Origin of the sequence: Peribacillus saganii (assembly GCF_003429095.1) — a bacterium.
GTDB lineage: Bacteria > Bacillota > Bacilli > Bacillales > DSM-1321 > Peribacillus > Peribacillus saganii.
The window spans coordinates 1-18524 of the sequence record NZ_QVTE01000058.1; the positions used below are offsets into that span (position 1 = coordinate 1).

The 18524-nt window shown below is 42.6% G+C and carries 15 protein-coding genes and 2 other RNA genes; 16 read left to right on the forward strand and 1 reads right to left on the reverse strand.

Going from position 1 to position 18524, the window contains the following annotated elements; translation table 11 throughout:
• The first annotated feature begins 254 nt into the window (after positions 1-254).
• The 9 genes from D0469_RS19080 to D0469_RS19120 all read left to right on the forward strand — a co-directional run bounded on the left by D0469_RS19080 (position 255) and on the right by D0469_RS19120 (position 10883).
• The gene (locus tag D0469_RS19080) at positions 255-2327 is read left to right on the forward strand and encodes a methylmalonyl-CoA mutase family protein (protein WP_117328326.1); all 2073 of its coding nucleotides are present in this window, start codon (positions 255-257) and stop codon (positions 2325-2327) included.
• Between the two features lie 26 nt (positions 2328-2353).
• Positions 2354-4522, forward strand: coding sequence for a methylmalonyl-CoA mutase (gene scpA / locus D0469_RS19085; protein ID WP_407675756.1), 2169 nt, complete (start codon positions 2354-2356; stop codon positions 4520-4522).
• Positions 4509-5642 (forward strand): methylmalonyl Co-A mutase-associated GTPase MeaB, encoded by a 1134-nt coding sequence (meaB, locus tag D0469_RS19090; protein ID WP_117328328.1) that lies wholly within the window; start codon positions 4509-4511, stop codon positions 5640-5642. Before scpA ends, meaB begins: the two co-directional genes overlap by 14 nt.
• A gap of 282 nt (positions 5643-5924) precedes the next feature.
• A complete protein-coding gene (locus D0469_RS19095; protein ID WP_117328329.1) occupies positions 5925-6362 on the forward strand; it encodes a BrxA/BrxB family bacilliredoxin in 438 nt (145 codons plus the stop codon).
• 340 nt (positions 6363-6702) lie between these two features.
• The gene (locus D0469_RS19100; protein ID WP_117328330.1) at positions 6703-7506 is read left to right on the forward strand and encodes a transporter substrate-binding domain-containing protein; all 804 of its coding nucleotides are present in this window, start codon (positions 6703-6705) and stop codon (positions 7504-7506) included.
• Positions 7507-7581: 75 nt separating this feature from the next.
• Positions 7582-8241: an amino acid ABC transporter permease gene (locus D0469_RS19105; protein ID WP_117328331.1), complete on the forward strand. Its 660-nt coding sequence runs from the start codon at positions 7582-7584 to the stop codon at positions 8239-8241.
• Entirely contained in the window at positions 8234-8956 is a 723-nt protein-coding gene (locus tag D0469_RS19110; RefSeq protein WP_117328332.1) for an amino acid ABC transporter ATP-binding protein, read from the forward strand. Before D0469_RS19105 ends, D0469_RS19110 begins: the two co-directional genes overlap by 8 nt.
• Positions 8957-9349: 393 nt before the next feature.
• Positions 9350-10354, forward strand: coding sequence for an aromatic acid exporter family protein (locus D0469_RS19115; protein ID WP_199478578.1), 1005 nt, complete (start codon positions 9350-9352; stop codon positions 10352-10354).
• A 13-nt stretch (positions 10355-10367) separates the two neighbouring features.
• Positions 10368-10883 carry a L,D-transpeptidase gene (locus D0469_RS19120; RefSeq protein WP_117328334.1) on the forward strand — a complete coding sequence of 172 codons (516 nt, stop codon included), beginning with the start codon at positions 10368-10370 and terminating at the stop codon, positions 10881-10883.
• A gap of 335 nt (positions 10884-11218) precedes the next feature.
• On the opposite strand, the gene prli42 is transcribed toward D0469_RS19120, so the two are convergent.
• On the reverse strand, positions 11219-11314 hold the full coding sequence (gene prli42 / locus D0469_RS21235; protein WP_158553590.1) for a stressosome-associated protein Prli42: 96 nt from the start codon (positions 11312-11314) through the stop codon (positions 11219-11221).
• Positions 11315-11475: 161 nt separating this feature from the next.
• Here prli42 and mce point away from each other — a divergent pair, with 161 nt between their 5' ends.
• The 7 genes from mce (at position 11476) to ssrS (D0469_RS19155) (ending at position 18422) form a co-directional block, all read left to right on the forward strand.
• A complete protein-coding gene (gene mce, locus D0469_RS19125) occupies positions 11476-11898 on the forward strand; it encodes a methylmalonyl-CoA epimerase (RefSeq protein WP_117328335.1) in 423 nt (140 codons plus the stop codon).
• Positions 11895-13445 carry an acyl-CoA carboxylase subunit beta gene (locus D0469_RS19130; RefSeq protein ID WP_117328336.1) on the forward strand — a complete coding sequence of 517 codons (1551 nt, stop codon included), beginning with the start codon at positions 11895-11897 and terminating at the stop codon, positions 13443-13445. Before mce ends, D0469_RS19130 begins: the two co-directional genes overlap by 4 nt.
• A gap of 242 nt (positions 13446-13687) precedes the next feature.
• Entirely contained in the window at positions 13688-14809 is a 1122-nt protein-coding gene (locus D0469_RS19135; RefSeq protein WP_117328337.1) for a tripeptidase T, read from the forward strand.
• 260 nt (positions 14810-15069) lie between these two features.
• Positions 15070-16344 carry a DNA polymerase IV gene (locus D0469_RS19140; protein WP_117328338.1) on the forward strand — a complete coding sequence of 425 codons (1275 nt, stop codon included), beginning with the start codon at positions 15070-15072 and terminating at the stop codon, positions 16342-16344.
• A 133-nt stretch (positions 16345-16477) separates the two neighbouring features.
• Positions 16478-17887 carry an NADP-dependent phosphogluconate dehydrogenase gene (gndA, locus tag D0469_RS19145; protein ID WP_117328339.1) on the forward strand — a complete coding sequence of 470 codons (1410 nt, stop codon included), beginning with the start codon at positions 16478-16480 and terminating at the stop codon, positions 17885-17887.
• 90 nt (positions 17888-17977) lie between these two features.
• A non-coding RNA gene (gene ssrS, locus D0469_RS19150) (6S RNA) lies at positions 17978-18172 on the forward strand.
• A gap of 53 nt (positions 18173-18225) precedes the next feature.
• A non-coding RNA gene (gene ssrS / locus D0469_RS19155) (6S RNA) lies at positions 18226-18422 on the forward strand.
• The last annotated feature ends 102 nt before the right edge of the window (positions 18423-18524 follow it).

Below are 18524 nucleotides of genomic sequence, written 5' to 3' on the forward strand. Positions count from 1 at the left end.
ATTATGACCAGGGTTGTGACGGGCTTTGGTCACAACATTCGAGGGGCTGGGCGCTGGAGCTAGGGATCTCTACTTGTTAAAAAAGTTATACTTTCTAAATTCAGAAACCCAAAAGTCCAGAATAAACGGGACTTTTTTGATGTTTTGCTTAACAACTGTTTTCATTGCAGGAATCGCGGCTATTATCTAGAATAAATATTAAGAACAGATCATTGTTGCAAGAAAACGTTTGGAGGGAGGAAGCTTCTCATTTAGTGCCGTGTGAGCGGTCAGTCGGCTGCCTTTGGAAGCAACATCGTAAAACACAGACGGCATTAAAGAAAGCGATTACAATGCTTGAGAACGTAAAGAACCAAAGCTTTCAGGTTCCTTCCTATGAGGAATGGAAGGCGCAGACAGAAGCCAGCCTTAAGGGAAAAAGCTTTGAAAGTTTAATCACCCATACATACGAAGGTATTGAACTTCAGCCTATTTATACTCCCGGGAGTTTAAAAGGATCAGACGAATCTGAAGAATTTCCAGGGGAGTTTCCTTATACAAGAGGAATAAATCACACTGGATATAAAGAAATGCCATGGCTAATGTGCCAGCCGGTTTCAGGAAAAACCGCCGAACAGGTTAATGAGAATTTAAAAAAGGCATTGTCACGGGGACAAAATGCCGTTGTTTTCGATTCTGATGCTTTACTGGGTTTAGATACAGCTTCGTTAAGAACAGTTCTGGAAGGCATAAATGCAGAAGAGATTCCATTTTTTTTAGACCTTCAGGGCAACCAAAAGGCTTTTTTAGCTATGCTTAGGAATCATTGTAAAGCTGTCGGCCTCAATTCTGCCAGCCTTGCTGGTGTTATCGGTGAGGATCCTATTTCTGAATGGAGCAAAGAAGGAAAACTTCCTGCTGATATTGATGGATTTTTTACCATGTGGTTTGAGGGATTGAAGAGAGCAGAAGAACTGCTTCCAAAAGTTAAAACCATCCTTGTTAAAGGATCCGTTTTCCATAATAGTGGCGCCACTGCTGTCCAAGAGCTTGCATATGCCCTTTCTGCTGCTGTCCACTACATTCAAGAAGGTTCAAAAAATGGTTTGGATCCAGGAACAATTGCTGAAAAAATGGTCTTTTCATTTGGAATTGACTCTAACTTCTTTATGAATATTGCGAAATTGAGGGCTGCCAGAAGACTTTGGGCGCACCTTGCTCACGCTTATGGGGCTTCCAGGGATTCGTTTAAAATGCATATACATGCTGAAACTTCGAGCTTCACCGAAACAGTGTACGATAAACATGTAAATATACTGCGATCCACAAACCAAGCCTTTGCTGCTGCCATAGGCGGAGTCCAATACTTAACAGTGCGCCCTTTTGATGCTGCTTCAGAACTGAACGGGGAACTAGCGGCCCGGCTGGCGGGGAATACACAGCTTATATTAAGGGAAGAAACCCATATAACTGCGGTTGCAGATCCGGCAGGAGGTTCATGGTATATCGAGGCGCTGACTGACGAGCTTACAGAAAAGTCATGGGAAAAATTTTTGGAAATTGAGGAGAAGAACGGAATACTTAAACTCCTAAAGGAAGGGTCCATCCAGGAAGATATACGTCAGGTTTTCAGTAAAAAACAAATGGATGCCGCTATTAGGAAAAGCAGTATTGTCGGAACGAACGTTTATGCAGATCCTGCAGAGGAAAGTGGGGTTTCTCTGGAAAAAGAACTGCCAATAATAAGAAATACTGCGGCACCCGACGATTTAAGACTTAATTGGGATCGGTTGGTTGAAGTGTTTTCAACCTCCTCACTTCAAAATTACAGAAGCTTAGTTGAACAAGCATTTCCATCAGAATCAATACAGCATGTAAATGCGGAACGGCTGTCATCCCAATTTGAAATGATGCGCATCCGCTCTGAAAAATATAAGCATTCAAATGGCCAGACCCTTAAGGTTGGCATAATCAATCTCAGGGATATAAAATCCTATAAACCGAGAGCTGATTTTATTAGCGGATTCCTTGCATCGGGAGGGATCATTGTGACCCAGAGCGATGGCTGCCAATCTATAGCAGATGCGGTAAAGTTTATTGAAAGTTCTGGATTGGCTCATTTTTGCCTTTGTGGCAGTGACGGCGATTATGAAGTGATCGCACAAGAATTTGTTTCCAAATTAAAGCACCGTTTCGGCAATGTGGATTTGTATCTGGCCGGCAAGCTCCCAGAGGAGCAGGCAAAAAAGCTTAGGGAAGCAGGGCTCAGTGATTTCGTTCATGCCAGAACTAATCCAATCACCTTTCTGGATAAACTGCACCAAGCTGAAGGGGTGAATAGTCTGTGAAAAAACCCGATTTTCAAAAAGTAAGGATAAAAAAGACAAATACAGTAAGTTTTGAAGTATGGAAAAAACAGGCGGAACAAGCCGTTTCCGCCCAAATTGATGATCTGTTATATGAAACAAATGAAATGATTAACCTGAAGCCACTGTATACAAACTCAGATGGAAGCTATGAACATAATCAAGGGCTACCAGGCATCGCTCCGTTTACAAGAGGGCCTTATCCAGCCATGTATGTAAACCGTCCTTGGACTGTAAGACAATATGCCGGATTTTCCACAGCAGAGGAATCAAACGCATTTTACCGCAGAAATCTTGCTATGGGGCAGAAGGGACTTTCCGTTGCCTTCGACCTTGCAACCCACCGGGGCTATGATTCAGACCACCCGCGCGTGGTAGGTGATGTTGGAAAAGCAGGAGTGGCTATCGATTCAATTCTTGATATGAAGCGGCTCTTTGAAGGAATTCCTCTTGATAAAATGTCAGTATCCATGACGATGAATGGGGCAGTGCTTCCGATTATGGCCTTTTTTATCGTCACAGCAGAAGAACAGGGCGTGACTCAGGACCAGCTTTCAGGAACTATCCAGAATGATATTTTAAAGGAGTATATGGTTCGAAACACTTATATTTATCCGCCTGAAATGTCGATGAAAATCATTGCAGATATCTTTGAATATACATCGAAATATATGCCTAAATTCAACAGCATCAGTATTTCAGGATATCATATGCAGGAAGCTGGCGCCCCTGCAGATATCGAGCTGGCCTATACACTGGCTGATGGAGTCGAATATGTGCGCACAGGCTTGAAAGCAGGCATAGACGTCGACAAGTTTGCTCCGCGCCTTTCGTTCTTTTGGGCTGTCGGGATGAATTATTTTATGGAAGTAGCTAAAATGAGGGCTGGACGTTTTCTCTGGTCAAAGCTGATGAAACAATTTGAACCGAAGAGCACAAAGTCAATGGCGTTAAGGACCCATTCACAGACATCAGGTTGGAGCCTTTCAGAGCAGGATCCGTTTAATAATGTTGTCAGGACGCTCCTCGAGGCTCATGCGGCAGCGATGGGGCACACTCAGTCGCTACATACGAACGCGCTTGACGAAGCAATCGCATTGCCAACAGATTTTTCAGCAAGGATTGCGAGGAATACTCAGCTATACCTTCAAGAGGAAACGAATATTACCAAAGTGATTGACCCATGGGGCGGTTCTTTTTATGTGGAGGCGCTCACAAATGAACTGATTAACCGCGCCTGGTCCCATATTGAGGAAATTGAAAATCTTGGCGGAATGGCAAAGGCAATTGAAACCGGTCTCCCGAAAATGAGAATTGAAGAAGCAGCAGCAAAGCGCCAGGCGCAAATCGACTCAGGCCGTGAGATAATCGTTGGCGTGAACAAATACAGGCTTGAAAAAGAGGACCCGATTGAAATCCTGGAAATTGATAATACAGCTGTTCGCGAGAGCCAGCTGAACAAGCTTAAAGAATTGAAAGCTGGCCGGGATATGGAAAAGGTAATCGATGCATTGAAAGCAATAACAGCTGCGGCCACAACTGGTGACGGGAATCTGTTGGAGCTTTCAGTCCATGCAGCAAGGGCAAGGGCAACACTCGGAGAAATTTCGGATGCTGTAGAGGAAGCGGCAGGCCGCCATAAAGCGACCATCCGTTCAATTAGCGGAGTTTACAGCTCGTCATACAGCGAAACCGCTGAAATAGATGAAGTGAAAAAAATGACAGAAGAATTTCTTGAAAATGAAGGACGCCGTCCTAGAATCCTGATGGCCAAAATGGGCCAGGATGGCCACGACAGGGGAGCTAAGGTTGTATCTACAGCCTATGCCGATTTGGGCTTTGACGTAGATATCGGCCCGCTGTTTCAAACTCCGGAAGAAACAGCACGCCAGGCAGTGGAAAATGATGTTCATGTTGTCGGAATGAGCTCGCTCGCTGGAGGGCATAAAACACTGCTCCCACAGCTAATTGAGGAATTGCGAAAGCTTGGCCGTGAAGACATCGCGGTAATTGTGGGCGGAGTGGTACCGGTCCAGGATTATGATTACCTGATGGGAAATGGGGCGGCTGCTATTTTTGGACCAGGAACGGTCATTCCAAAATCTGCAAAAATCATTATCAAAGAAATTTATAAGCGTCTGGGATATGAGGAAGTGTCATTTAATGAGCGGCAATAAAAAGCCTGAATGGGCCTCAGGCGGGCAGGAAAATGGTTTTGCGTCTACTATCAGGCCAGGACTCGGGCAGGAAATTCCAAAACAGGAGAGGCCTGAAAGCGGCAGATTCATTAAGAAAAATCAATCAGTGACTGACATTGCCAAACTTCGTGAAGGACTGCTGAAAGGTGAGCGTGCAATGCTCGCCCGGTCAATTACTTTGGTAGAGAGCAATGCGGTCCGGCATTTTGGGCAGGCTCAGTCGCTGCTCCAATCTATTATGAATGAAACCGGAAAATCGGTTAGAATTGGGGTTTCAGGTGTCCCAGGTGCCGGTAAAAGCACATTTATTGAAGCGTTCGGCACTTTTTTATGCAGCCTAGGCCATAAAGTTGCTGTACTGGCAATAGACCCCAGTTCATCTATTGGAGGCGGTAGCATACTGGGTGATAAAACACGGATGGAGGAACTGGCCAAAAACCCGCTGGCGTTTATAAGGCCTTCTCCTTCCGAAGGGACACTTGGGGGGGTACATAGGAAAACAAGGGAGACAATGCTCCTTTGTGAAGCCGCCGGTTTTGATGTCGTTATCATTGAGACAGTGGGAGTAGGCCAAAGTGAAGCAATCGTCAGGGGAATGGTTGACTTCTTTATGCTGCTGGTCCTAACAGGTGCCGGTGATGAACTCCAGGGGATGAAAAAGGGCATCCTTGAGCTCACAGATGTCATTGTTGTAAATAAAGCAGATGGTGATAATAAGCGTCTTGCCATGAAAACGAAGCAGGAATACAACCAGATTCTTCATTTTCTTCAGCCGGCCACTAAGGGCTGGTCATCCAGGGCCATTACCTGCTCTTCCATCACGAAAGAAGGCATTGATATGACCTGGAATATTATTCAGGAATTCAGGAAAATAACAAATGAAACCGGCGTATTCCAGCTTCGAAGGAGACTTCAGCAAAAAGAATGGATGCATACCCTTATAGATGAACAGCTCCAGAAGATGTTTTACCGTAATGAAAACGTTCAGCTGCTGCTGCCGGAGTTGGAAAACCGGGTGATGTCGGGCAAAGAGACGGTTTCCAACGCTGTAACTCAAGTATTTAATGTATTTTTTGAAAGCATTCGAACAGATAATTAACAGGCTGTATCCAACCGGATTTCAGATCTCTCTGTTTCCGGCAATTTTTAAATGAGCCGCTATCTTGCAGTCAAACTTTTCAATGAGGTATGATAAACTATGCAAAAAGAAAGAGGATAGCAGTAACTGCTATCCAAGTCTAGGGAGTTAGGGGGTATGGATCTTGATGTAGTTATATCATACCCTGCTATTTAACAGATTAAACTTCCCTTGCTATTTCTTTATGCAGTTACTTGCATGTGATATCATGGAATGGATTATATTAATGAAAGGGGTACCAGTATGAACATGGATTTTAATTTTCTAATGAATGATGTTGTACGTCAGGCGCGCCAGGAAATTACAGCAGCCGGCTATACAGAGTTAACAACTCCTGAAGAAGTAGATGAGGCATTTGCCAAAAAAGGTACGACACTGGTTATGATCAATTCAGTATGCGGCTGTGCCGGAGGGATCGCCCGTCCTGCTGCTGCTCATTCTGTGCATTATGATAAGCGCCCTGACAACCTTGTTACCGTATTTGCCGGACAAGATAAGGAAGCAACAGAAAAGGCACGCCGTTATTTTGAAGGATATCCTCCATCATCCCCTTCTTTTGCATTGCTGAAAGATGGAAAGTTCATCACGATGGTGGAAAGGCATGAAATCGAAGGCCATGAGCCGATGAGTGTCATCAATAAGCTTCAGACTTATTTTGACCAATATTGTGAGGAAATTTAAAAAAACGGTTCATTTATCAGATCACTTTTAAGCCTTTGCTGCAAACGCGGCAAGGCTTTTTTCTATGGGCATTTAAAATCATCTTTTCAACAGGAAAATTCAACGGAACCATTTATTAAAAAGTAATATTATGTAACTCAGTTAAAAAATTATAGAGATATAACATGGTAGAATTCATTTATTCTACAAATTATTTTTATAAAAATATTGCATAATGGTTAATATGTGTTAAAATACATTTTATTGCATGGTTATTCAAAGATTTGGTTGTTGAAGTTTATCGTAAAATCTTTTTATAATAAAGTATCAAATATTCATAGAATTATTGGAGGAAAATAATATGAAAAAATGGCTATCAATCCTTTTAACTAGTATTTTGCTGGCTGGAATTCTGGCAGCATGCGGTACATCAGAAAAAGAAGAAGCAACGAATGGAGCAGGAGAAGAAAGCGAAAAGAAAGTTTTGACAATGGGTACTTCTGCTGACTATCCGCCGTTTGAATATGTAGAAACAGCTAAAAGCGATGAAATTATCGGATTTGACATTGATCTTGCAAAAGCGATCGCTGGCAAGCTTGGCTATGAGGTTGAAGTAAAGGACATTGATTTCGGTGGCTTAATCCCTGCTATTGAGTCAAAGCAGGTTGATTTCGTTCTTTCTGGCATGACTCCAACGGAAGAGCGCAAAAAGACTGTTGATTTCAGCGATATCTACTATACAGCACATCATATGATAGTAACAAAGAAAGATAGCGGCATTGAAAAGCCTGAAGATTTGAAAGGAAAGACTGTTGGTGTTCAGATGGCTTCCATCCAGGAAGGTCTGGCAAAGGAAATGGTTGAAAAGAGCAAGATTGAGATGAAAATCGAAAATCGTAACCGTATTCCGGAAATTGTACAGGAATTGAATGCTGGCCGTTTTGACGCTGCTATTATTGAAGATACAGTAGCAAAAGGGTATTTAAAAGAAAACAAAGACCTTGCAGGTCATGTAATTAATGAAGGCAGTGAAGAAGCAGGATCTGCCATTGCATTTGCAAAAGGAAGCAAATTAACAGAAGACTTTAATAAAGAATTGAATGCAATGAAAGAAAACGGTGAACTGGAAAAGCTAGTAGTTAAATGGTTCGGCGGAGAACAATAATGGAAAAACGTTCAGAAAGGTGTTCCTTTTTGAACGTTTTTTTCCGCTATATGACATTATGAGAGGAATGAAGACATGAATCTTGAATTTGGACGGATCGCGGATTCTCTTCCGTATATCCTTGAGGGGATCCCCATTACGCTAAAAATTGTGGCAGCCGCAGCACTGCTTGGGTTTTCGCTTGGTATCATTCTGGCATTATTTAAAATTACCCGTATTAAGCTGTTAAATTGGATTGCTGATGTTTATACTTCAATATTCCGAGGTACACCGCTTGTTCTTCAGCTTATGCTGATCTATTACGGCTCCCCGCAAATTTTCGGTATTCAAATAGAAGCTGTTACTGCAGCTTTCCTATCATTTGGGCTGAATTCTGCGGCTTATATTTCTGAAGTCATCCGTGCCGGGATTCTAGCGATTGATAAGGGCCAAAATGAAGCAGCAATGGCGCTGGGAGTGCCATATGCGCGCTCCATGTGGGATATCATCCTGCCGCAGGCAATGAAAAATATCCTGCCGGCATTGGTTAATGAGTTTATCACCTTAACGAAAGAATCTGCAATCGTAACCGTAATCGGAATTACAGACATCATGCGCCGTTCCTATATTGTCGGCGGGGAAACTTATAAATTCTTCGAACCAATTTTATTTGCGGGTCTGATCTACTACATCATGGTGATGGTACTGACCCTGCTTGGCAAAGCTATTGAAAGGAGAATGAGACGAAGTGATTAAAATAGATAATCTTCATAAATCATTTGGTAAACTAGAAGTTTTAAAGGGCATCAGCACTACTATTAAAGAAGGTGAAGTAGTCGCCATCATCGGTCCTTCAGGTTCTGGGAAATCTACCTTCCTTAGGTGCATGAACCTGCTTGAACAGCCAACTGAAGGGAAAATTCTGATTAAGGATCAGGACATTACAGATAAGAAAACAAATATTATGAAGATTCGCCAGAGCGTTGGTATGGTATTTCAGCACTTTCATTTGTTCCCGCATAAAACAGTTTTGGAGAACCTGACTTATGCCCCGATAAAGGTTAAAGGACTATCTAAAGCTGAGGCTGAGAAGCAGGCTATGGAGCTGCTTGGCAAGGTAGGGCTAACCGAAAAAGCAAACGAATATCCAAACCGGCTATCAGGAGGCCAGAAGCAGCGTGTAGCGATTTCACGGGCACTTGCAATGAATCCCGATATAATCCTGTTTGATGAGCCAACCTCTGCATTGGACCCGGAAATGGTAAAAGAGGTACTTGATGTCATGAAGTCGCTTGCCCATACAGGAATTACAATGGCTATCGTGACCCACGAAATGGGATTTGCACGTGAAGTTGCAGACAGGGTAATGTTCTTGGATGGAGGAATTCTTGTTGAAGATACAACCCCGGAAGAATTCTTTTCTGCACCAAAAAGCAAGCGTGCAAAGGAATTTTTAGAAAAAATGCTATAGATGATACTTCGTATCTGGGACTGGCCGCTTTTAGTGGTCAGTTTCTTTTTTTGTAATATTCCTCTTCATTTTTCTTAAGATAGTAAACACAGCTATCCAGAATTTATGTAAAATTGGCTAGTTAGCGCTCAGCGACTTTTTTTACGAAGTAAAATAAAGCAATTTCTTTTACTGAAGTAAACATAAAGCCCTGCGCTTATGACAAGGACAGAACTCCATCGGTATATTGCATGAAACAAACTATTTTTGTGAGGATGTGCGGACCTTGACGCTGGGCACAGGATGCAGTGTCTTTAGACTTGCTTCCTCTAAACAAGGCGCTTAACTTTTCTTTAGATAAATTCTCCAAAAACGTTTAAAATATAGTCATTATAAAACATGGAGGCTGCTGTATTGTTTAAAATTGGCTATAGAACGATTAAAACTGCAATTGGCACGGCGGCTGCCATAACAATCGCGCAATGGATGGGGCTGAATAGTTTTACAGCTGCGGGCATTATTGCCATCCTTTGCATCCAAGTAACGAAAAAGCAGTCTTTAAGGGCTTCGTGGAACCGTTTTGCGGCCTGCATGATTGCAATGGGCTTATCTGCTATATTTTTTGAGGGAATCGCTTTTCATCCAGCGGTCATTGGAATCTTGCTGCTATTATTTATACCTGTCACTGTTGCTGCGAAAATAAAGGACGGTATCGTCACAAGCAGCGTCATCATCCTGCATTTTTACTCAGCTGGAAATGTTACCCTTGAGTTATTTATTAATGAAACGGCCCTAATTATTGTAGGAATCGGGGTTGCCCTGATCATGAATTTATATATGCCAAGCGTTGAAATTGAACTTAGCCGGTTTCAAGAGGAAATTGAGAAAAAGTTCGAGATTATTTTAAAAGAAATAGTTGTTTACTTAAAAATGAACGACAGCAGCTGGGGCGGGAAGGAAATAACCGAGGCCAGCAAGCTGATTGGCGAGGCAAAGTCGATGGCGCTCCGCGATGTAGAAAACCACTTTCTCAGGAATGAAGATGATTATTATCATTATTTTAGAATGAGAGAAAAGCAATTTGAAATTCTGGAGCGGATCCTCCAGCTAGTTACTTCGATACCGTCAATTGTTAAACAAAGCGGCATGATTGCCGATTTTCTTGAAGAGATAAGCAACAATGTTCACCCTCATAATACTGCTCACATTTATTTAAAACAGCTCAATGAAATGAGAGTGGAGTTTCAATTTATGGCCCTGCCAAAAACACGAGAAGAATTTGAATCCAGGGCAGCGCTTGTTCAGCTTATGAAAGAAATTGAGGAGTACCTGAACATTAAAAATTCGTCTAAGCCATTCCCTGTTTCAAGAGTAGGAATGAAAAGGAAAAGCCCTGTGAAAACTAAGCAAAAAGCTTAGGAAGGGAATTACTATGAAATTTTTTCATGTTCTTCTTGCGCTCACCATGTTCTCCCCTTTATGGCCGTTTGATCTTAATAGAAATCCTGCACCTGGAGATCCTTTTATCATTGTTAACAAGGCGAACAATAAACTTGCATTTATCGATGACAATAAAGTTCAATTTATTGTTCCTGCTGGCACTGGAAAAAGCAATGAGTTAACACCTGAAGGGCTATTTACTGTCAAAGTAAAAGCTGTAAATCCATATTACCGAAAGAAGGATATTCCTGGCGGGGATCCAAGAAACCCGCTTGGGACACGCTGGATTGGGTTTGATGCTAAAGGTACCGACGGCAGGATTTACGGTGTTCATGGAACAAATCAGCCTTGGACAGTGGGCAAATATGTTTCTCAGGGCTGTATCAGGCTGAAAAAAGAGGATGTAGAGAAGCTATATCAAAGGGTACCGATTGGAACAAAGATCCTTGTAACTACTTCATCAAAGAGCTTTCTTCAATTAGGGAAGGAAAATAGAGCAATTAAATAGTGATCTCATCTTGTATAAATCATTAAAGATAAGGAGCTGCCACTGTTCAGCTGTATAATTGTTCAGGTGGAAATGTATAAATATTTTTTACAATTACAGATGTCAAGCTTCATCGTCCAGCCCCTCGAATGTTGTGACCAAAGGCTGTCACAACCCTGTGTTGCGATCAAGTGCCATCGCAACCCTGGTCATAAGCCAATCGCTTCGGAAGCAAGAAGCGCCTTCTGTCAGCACTCGTCTTATGCTTGGCGGCGCTGACTTAGGCCTTACGCTTTTCTTACCAAAAAGACCTTGCCGAATTTTCGGCAAGGTCTTTGGTTTAATTTAAAATCAAATCAAAAAAGGAATGCGACACCAGAAAGAAGGCTGGTAAGCAGCATGGAAATGAGCATGATATATACGATAATTTTTCTGATATTTCTATTTTGCATCAGTCTCTCCCCTTACAGAGCTTTTGAATTAGTTCTATTTTAACGCGGAATTCTCTAAAAAAACAAGGACTATCTCTTGTAAAATAGGGTACGCAAAGGAAGGGTTTTAAAGGTTTTTGAAGAATTAATATATATTACGTAACTTTGATGGAGGATAGGCAATGGTCACAAAAATTGATCATATCGGTATCGCGGTTAAGTCGCTGGATGAGGCAATGGCACTTTATATCGGTATATTAAAGATGGAGCTAGAGGGAATTGAAACGGTAGAAAGCCAGGGAGTTCGGGTTGCTTTTTTATCCGCGGGCAATACTAGGATCGAATTATTGGAAGCGCTTTATAGCTCGAGCCCCATTTCTAAGTTTATCGAAAAACGCGGTGAGGGGATTCACCATATCGCACTTGGGGTAACAGATATTGGGGAGCGGATAAGGGAAGTAAAAGAAAAGGGGATCACTATGATTAACAATACTGCCAAACCGGGTGCACATGGTGCACAGGTGGCATTTATCCACCCAAAATCGACGGGTGGAGTTTTATATGAGTTTTGTGAAAAACCAGAACATGAGGAGGACCATCAATGACTGACATCTATGAAAAAATAAATGAGCTATATGATCGCAGAAGGGAAGTGGAATTGGGTGGAGGAGATGAACGGATTGAAAAACAGCATGAAAAGGGGAAGCTGACGGCTCGTGAACGTATTGAACTGCTGGTTGACCCCGGTACATTCGTTGAACTGAACCCATTTATCCAGCACCGTTCCCATGATTTCGGCCTGCATGCTGTTAAAGGACCCGGGGATGGAGTAGTGACTGGGTACGGAAAGGTAAATGGCAGGGATATCTATTTATTTTCACAGGATTTTACCGTTTTTGGTGGAGCGCTTGGCGAGATGCACGCAAAAAAAATCGCTAATGTGATGGATTTGGCAGCAAAGAATGGCGCGCCGTTTATTGGTTTAAATGATTCCGGCGGGGCCCGTATCCAGGAAGGGGTAGTGTCTCTTGACGGATATGGCCACATTTTTTACCGCAATGCGATTTATTCAGGTGTAATCCCGCAAATTTCGGTCATTATGGGGCCTTGTGCAGGCGGGGCAGTATATTCACCGGCAATTACAGATTTTGTTTTTATGGTTGAAAAAACAAGCCAGATGTTTATTACCGGACCAAAAGTAATTGAAACGGTTACTGGAGAGAAAATCAGCTCTGAGGATCTTGGCGGGGCAGATGTACATAACAGCATTAGCGGCAATGCTCACTTTAAGGCGCAAACAGAGGAGGAAGTAATCCTGATGGTCAGAAATCTCCTCAGTTATTTACCGCAAAATAATGAGGAGAAGCCGCCAAGGAACGAAAGCGATTCAGAAGATGATTACAGGGCAAACCTTACTGATCTGATACCATTTGATGCTATCCGTCCATATGATGTTCGTACCGTAATAAAAGAGGTGGTAGATAGCGGTTCATTCATGGAGGTTCAAAAGGACTTTGCCCGCAATATTGTGATCGGGCTTGCCAGGATAAAAGGGGAAGCGGTTGGTCTTGTGTGCAATCAGCCAAAATTCATGGCGGGCGGCCTTGATATAGATTCGTCAGACAAGGCGGCGAGATTCATTCGATTCTGTGATTCTTTTAATATTCCGATTATTACCTTTGAAGATGTGACAGGGTTTTTCCCGGGTGTTAAACAGGAACATGGCGGCATTATAAGGCATGGCGCAAAAATTCTTTACGCCTACTCGGAGGCAACCGTTCCAAAGCTTACCGTGATTTTGCGCAAAGCATACGGCGGAGCCTATGTTGCCTTAAATAGTAAATCGATCGGTGCAGATCTTGTATTTGCCTGGCCGAACGCGGAAATTGCCGTTATGGGGCCGCAGGGGGCAGCGAATATTATTTTCGCAAGGGAAATCCAAAATAGTGAAGATCCGGAACAAACACGGGCACAGAAGATTGAAGAGTACCGTGAGAAATTCGCCAATCCATATGTAGCAGCAAGCCAGGGAATGGTTGATGATGTAATTGATCCGCGTGAAACTCGAATTAAGATCATCCAGGCGCTGGAAATGCTGCGGAACAAAAAAGAAACAAGGCCGTATAAAAAGCATGGAAACATTCCTTTATAGACAGCGTTATTAGTTAATTTTATTGGGAAAACGTTTTAATTCAAAAAGGGCAGCTGAAATTCCTAATGGGTGCTGCCCGTTTTTTACGGGGAGATTTGCTTTAGAAAACCTGCCGATTTAGCAGGGGTTTTTTAAAACTCGTGCAGTTGTTATTCGCTTAGTGAGTACCATAAACATATTTGCCGCCACTACTTTTTAAGGAGTATACTTACAATTGAGCATACATATGGAGGTTTGTTGAAATGATTAATCAAGAGCGTTTATTAAACGAATTTTTGGAGTTAGTCCAAATTGATTCTGAAACAAAATTCGAGGCTGAAATTTGTAAAGTTTTGAAGGAAAAGTTTTCTTCCCTTGGTGTTGATGTTTTTGAAGATGACACAACAGCACAGACCGGCCATGGAGCAGGCAACCTGATTTGCACACTGAATGGAACAAAAGAAGGCGTAGATACCATTTATTTCACTTCCCATATGGACACGGTTGTACCCGGGAAAGGAATTAAACCTGAAGTTAAAGACGGATACGTCATTACGGATGGTACAACTATACTGGGAGCCGATGATAAAGCAGGCCTGGCCGTAATGCTTGAAACCATACGCGTTTTAAAAGAGCAAAAAGTTGCCCATGGCATGATCCAATTCATTATTACTGTTGGCGAGGAGTCAGGATTGGTTGGAGCGAAAGCGCTTGACCGATCATTGGTGAAGGCTGCATACGGCTATGCACTTGATAGTGACGGAAAAGTAGGAAATATTGTCGTAGCGGCTCCTACCCAGGCAAAGGTTTTGGCTACCATATATGGAAAGACTGCTCATGCTGGGGTTGCTCCTGAGAAGGGAATCTCCGCAATTACATTGGCAGCAAAAGCAATTGCCAGAATGCCGCTTGGCCGGATTGACGAAGAAACAACTGCTAATATCGGACGTTTTCAGGGCGGAACCCAGACAAACATTGTCTGCGACTATGTAGAAATATTGGCTGAGGCGCGTTCACTTGTTCCTGAAAAAATGGAACAGCAAGTGGAAAAAATGAAGGAAGCTTTCCAATCAGCTGCTGAAGAAATGGGCGGCCGTGCGGAAGTGGATATCACTATCATGTATCCAGGTTTTAAATTTGCTGAAGGTGACCATGTAGTTGAAGTTGCAAGAAAAGCTGCGGAGAAAATCGGACGTCCTTGTGAGCTGCAGCAAAGCGGTGGCGGAAGCGATGCCAACGTTATTGCGGGTTTTGGAATTCCAACAGTCAATCTTTCTGTCGGCTATGAAGACATCCATACGACAAATGAAAAAATGCCTGTGGAAGAACTTGTGAAGCTTGGTGAAATGGTAGTCGAGATCATTAAAGAAGTATCAGGGGAGTAAAAAGGGAACATTCTCTCCCAATTGGTGCTATTCTTTCTTTTGAAAAACCTGCCGTTAAAACCCATATACTTTCGTTAAATATACAGTTGAGCAAACACTCGTCAGCAATCATCTTGATTGGATGGGAAAATAAAGTACATAAACCAGAGCCCCTGTCATGTATTTTGGTGACAGGGTATTTGTGTGTACAGTTTGTGCTCACAGGCATTTATATGTGATTAGTGCTACAATATAAGCAAAGGCTAAAAGGAGTGAAAGGCGTGAATGTGATGTATCCAAAGAACGGGAGGGTTATCCTTCACGTCGATATGAATAGTTTTTATGCTTCTGTGGAAATGGCCTATGATCGTGAACTAAAGGGTAAACCGCTTGCGATTGCAGGAAATGTGGAGGAGCGGCGCGGCATCATTGTTACCTGCAGTTATGAAGCAAGGAAATTCGGAGTCAAGACGACAATGCCAATTTGGGAAGCGAAAAAGCTCTGTCCTCAGCTCATAATCCGAAGACCTAATTTTGAGAGATACAGGCGTGCTTCGCTTTCTATTTTTGACCTGCTTCGGCAATACACCGAACTTGTTGAGCCAGTGTCGATTGATGAAGGTTATCTGGATATAACAGAAAGCAGTGCCTTGGGTTCCCCTATTGAGATTGCAAATGATATACAGAAACGGATCATGGAAACAATGGATTTACCATGCAGCATTGGAATTGCTCCAAATAAATTCCTTGCAAAAACTGCCTCGGACATGAAGAAGCCAATGGGCATTACCATTCTCAGAAAACGGGATGTTTCTGTTAAGCTTTGGCCGCTTCCAGTTGGCGAAATGCACGGTATTGGAAAGAGAACTGAACAGAAGCTGAACAGCATTGGCATCATAACGATTGGCGACCTGTCCTCAGCAAATGACATTGCCTTGAAAAATCTGTTAGGCATTAATGGAGCAAAGCTTAAGGATAGAGCATCCGGCAATGATCGAAGGCCAGTAGACCCAGAATCTATATTCGATTATAAAAGTGTCGGCAATTCCACTACATTGCCGCACGACAGCACTAACCAAAAAGAATTGATCGGGATTCTTGAAAAACTTTCAGAGAAAGTGGCTATCCGCTTAAAAAATAAAATGCTTGTTGGCCAAAAAATCGGAGTGACGATCCGTTATAAAGACCGAAGTACCATTACAAGGAGCCGAAAAACGGATAATCCTTTTTTTGAGAAAGCGGACATCCATTCACTAGCTGTGGAGCTATTCAAAAAAAATTGGAACGGAGAAGGAGTCAGGCTGCTTGGCGTAACGGCATTTGATGTGGTTGAAAAGGATGCTGCCTTTAAGCAGCTAGATTTATTCTCCTATCACCAGGATGCTGCAAAAGAGCCATTATACGAAGCGATGCAGAAGCTCCAAAGCAAATATGGCAGCAGTATCATTAAAAAAGGTTCAATACCCCCTGCGCTGGAACAGCAGTCAATTGGAACAGATACTTCCTTTAACAAAGATTTATTCGATAATTTTCGGCTTAAAGATTCAAAAGAGTAATTTTCGCGGTTGTTATCCTTGTTTACGCACAAAATAAGGAGAGCTGTGCCTTAGAGTTGCATGCCTGGCCGAAAATTGCTAAATTTAAATGGTTCTAAAAAAAATAACTACATAAAAGAAGGGACGTTCACATATGTCAAAGCAGCAAATTGGTGTTATTGGACTAGCCGTAATGGGGAAAAATCTTGCTTTTAACATTGAAAGCAGAGGCTATTCCATTTCTGTATATAACCGTTCTCGTGAAAAGACGGATGAAATGATGAGAGAAGCCGAAGGAAAAAATGTATTGCCTACATACACAATGGAAGAGTTTGTAGAATCTCTGGAAAAACCGCGAAAAGTATTGCTGATGGTAAAAGCCGGCAGCGCCACAGACGCTACTATTGAACAATTAAAACCGCTTCTGGAAGAGGGCGACATTGTCATCGACGGCGGAAACACCTTCTTTAAAGATACACAGCGCAGAAATGAAGAGCTGAGCAGTCTTGGACTAAATTTCATCGGAACTGGCGTATCAGGCGGGGAAGAGGGAGCATTAACAGGCCCTTCCATTATGCCTGGCGGACAAAAAGAGGCATACGAATTGGTCGCTCCAATTCTGAAAGATATTTCTGCGAAAGTAAATGGTGAGCCTTGCTGTACATACATCGGGCCAAATGGTGCTGGCCACTATGTGAAAATGGTTCACAATGGAATTGAATACGGCGATATGCAGCTTATTTCAGAATCATACTTTTTGCTGAAGAACCTTCTTGGCCTTTCAGCTGAAGAGCTGCATGAAGTGTTCTCTGAGTGGAATAAAGGTGAGCTTGACAGCTACCTGATTGAAATTACAGCTGATATCTTTAAAAAATATGATGAAGAAACTGGCAAGCCAATGGTAGATGTTATCTTGGATAAAGCTGGCCAAAAGGGTACAGGCAAGTGGACCAGCCAGAGCGCGCTTGACCTTGGTGTTTCGCTTCCGGTTATTACAGAATCAGTATTTGCCCGTTTTATTTCTGCCATTAAAGAAGAGCGTGTTGCTGCGAGCAAGGTGCTTAGCGGGCCTGAAGCACAGCCAATCTCAGGAGATAAAAAGGCATTTATTGAAAGCATCCGACGTGCGCTGTATATGAGTAAAATCGTATCTTATGCACAAGGGTTTGCCCAAATGAAGGCAGCATCAGAGGAGTATAATTGGGATTTACAATACGGTGAGATTGCGATGATCTTCCGTGGCGGCTGCATTATCCGCGCCCAGTTCCTGCAAAAGATCAAGGATGCTTATGATAAGCAGCCAAATCTGAATAATCTCCTGCTCGATGAGTACTTTAAGAACATCGTGGAAAACTATCAATCATCCCTGCGTGAAGTTATCTCTGCAGCGGTTGCCAATGGAATTCCGGTGCCATGCTTTGCAGCTGCCCTAGCATACTTTGACAGCTACAGAACCGAAACACTGCCAGCAAACCTGATTCAGGCACAGCGCGACTATTTCGGCGCCCACACTTATGAGAGGCTCGACAAAGAAGGCGTGTTCCATACTGAATGGATGAAGTAATTCTGGAGGCCGGTGCATAGCTTAGCTATGTGTGCCTAGAACACCAGTACTTACCATTGTGATTAGGTACATTTCGATGTATTATATTAATACAAGCTGCGCTGTTCGTGGTTATAATAAAGTTTTAACCTTTAAGCTGTAATAGGGAGTTTTATTTTCAAAACTGGAATGACAAGCCTCTGTCTATATGACAAGGAGGACAGGCAGGACATTTTGAGCGAACACCCACTTTGAGGAGTGGTGGTTTAAAACTTTCTTATTGATTACGGCAAACGCGGCTTTATAAATTAGCCAGCAACTTCCATTGATTTTTATCAACAATTACGTTAATATAATACTACAAGCTGCATTGTTCGTATTGATAATAAAGTTTTAACCTTTAAGCTGTAATAGGGAGTTTTATTATTGAAACCGGAATGACAAGCCTCCGTCTATACGACAAGGAGGACAGGCAGGAGCGTTTCTGCGAACACCCACTTTGAGGAGTGGTGGTTTAAAACTTTCTTAGACGAAATACGGCAAATGCGGCTATATACTTATACCATACCAAACCAGTTTCCAATCGGAGGCTGGTTTTTTGCATTCTAAAAAATGGCTCTATAATATTTGTTGGGGTTCCCAAACAATACGGTTTGCA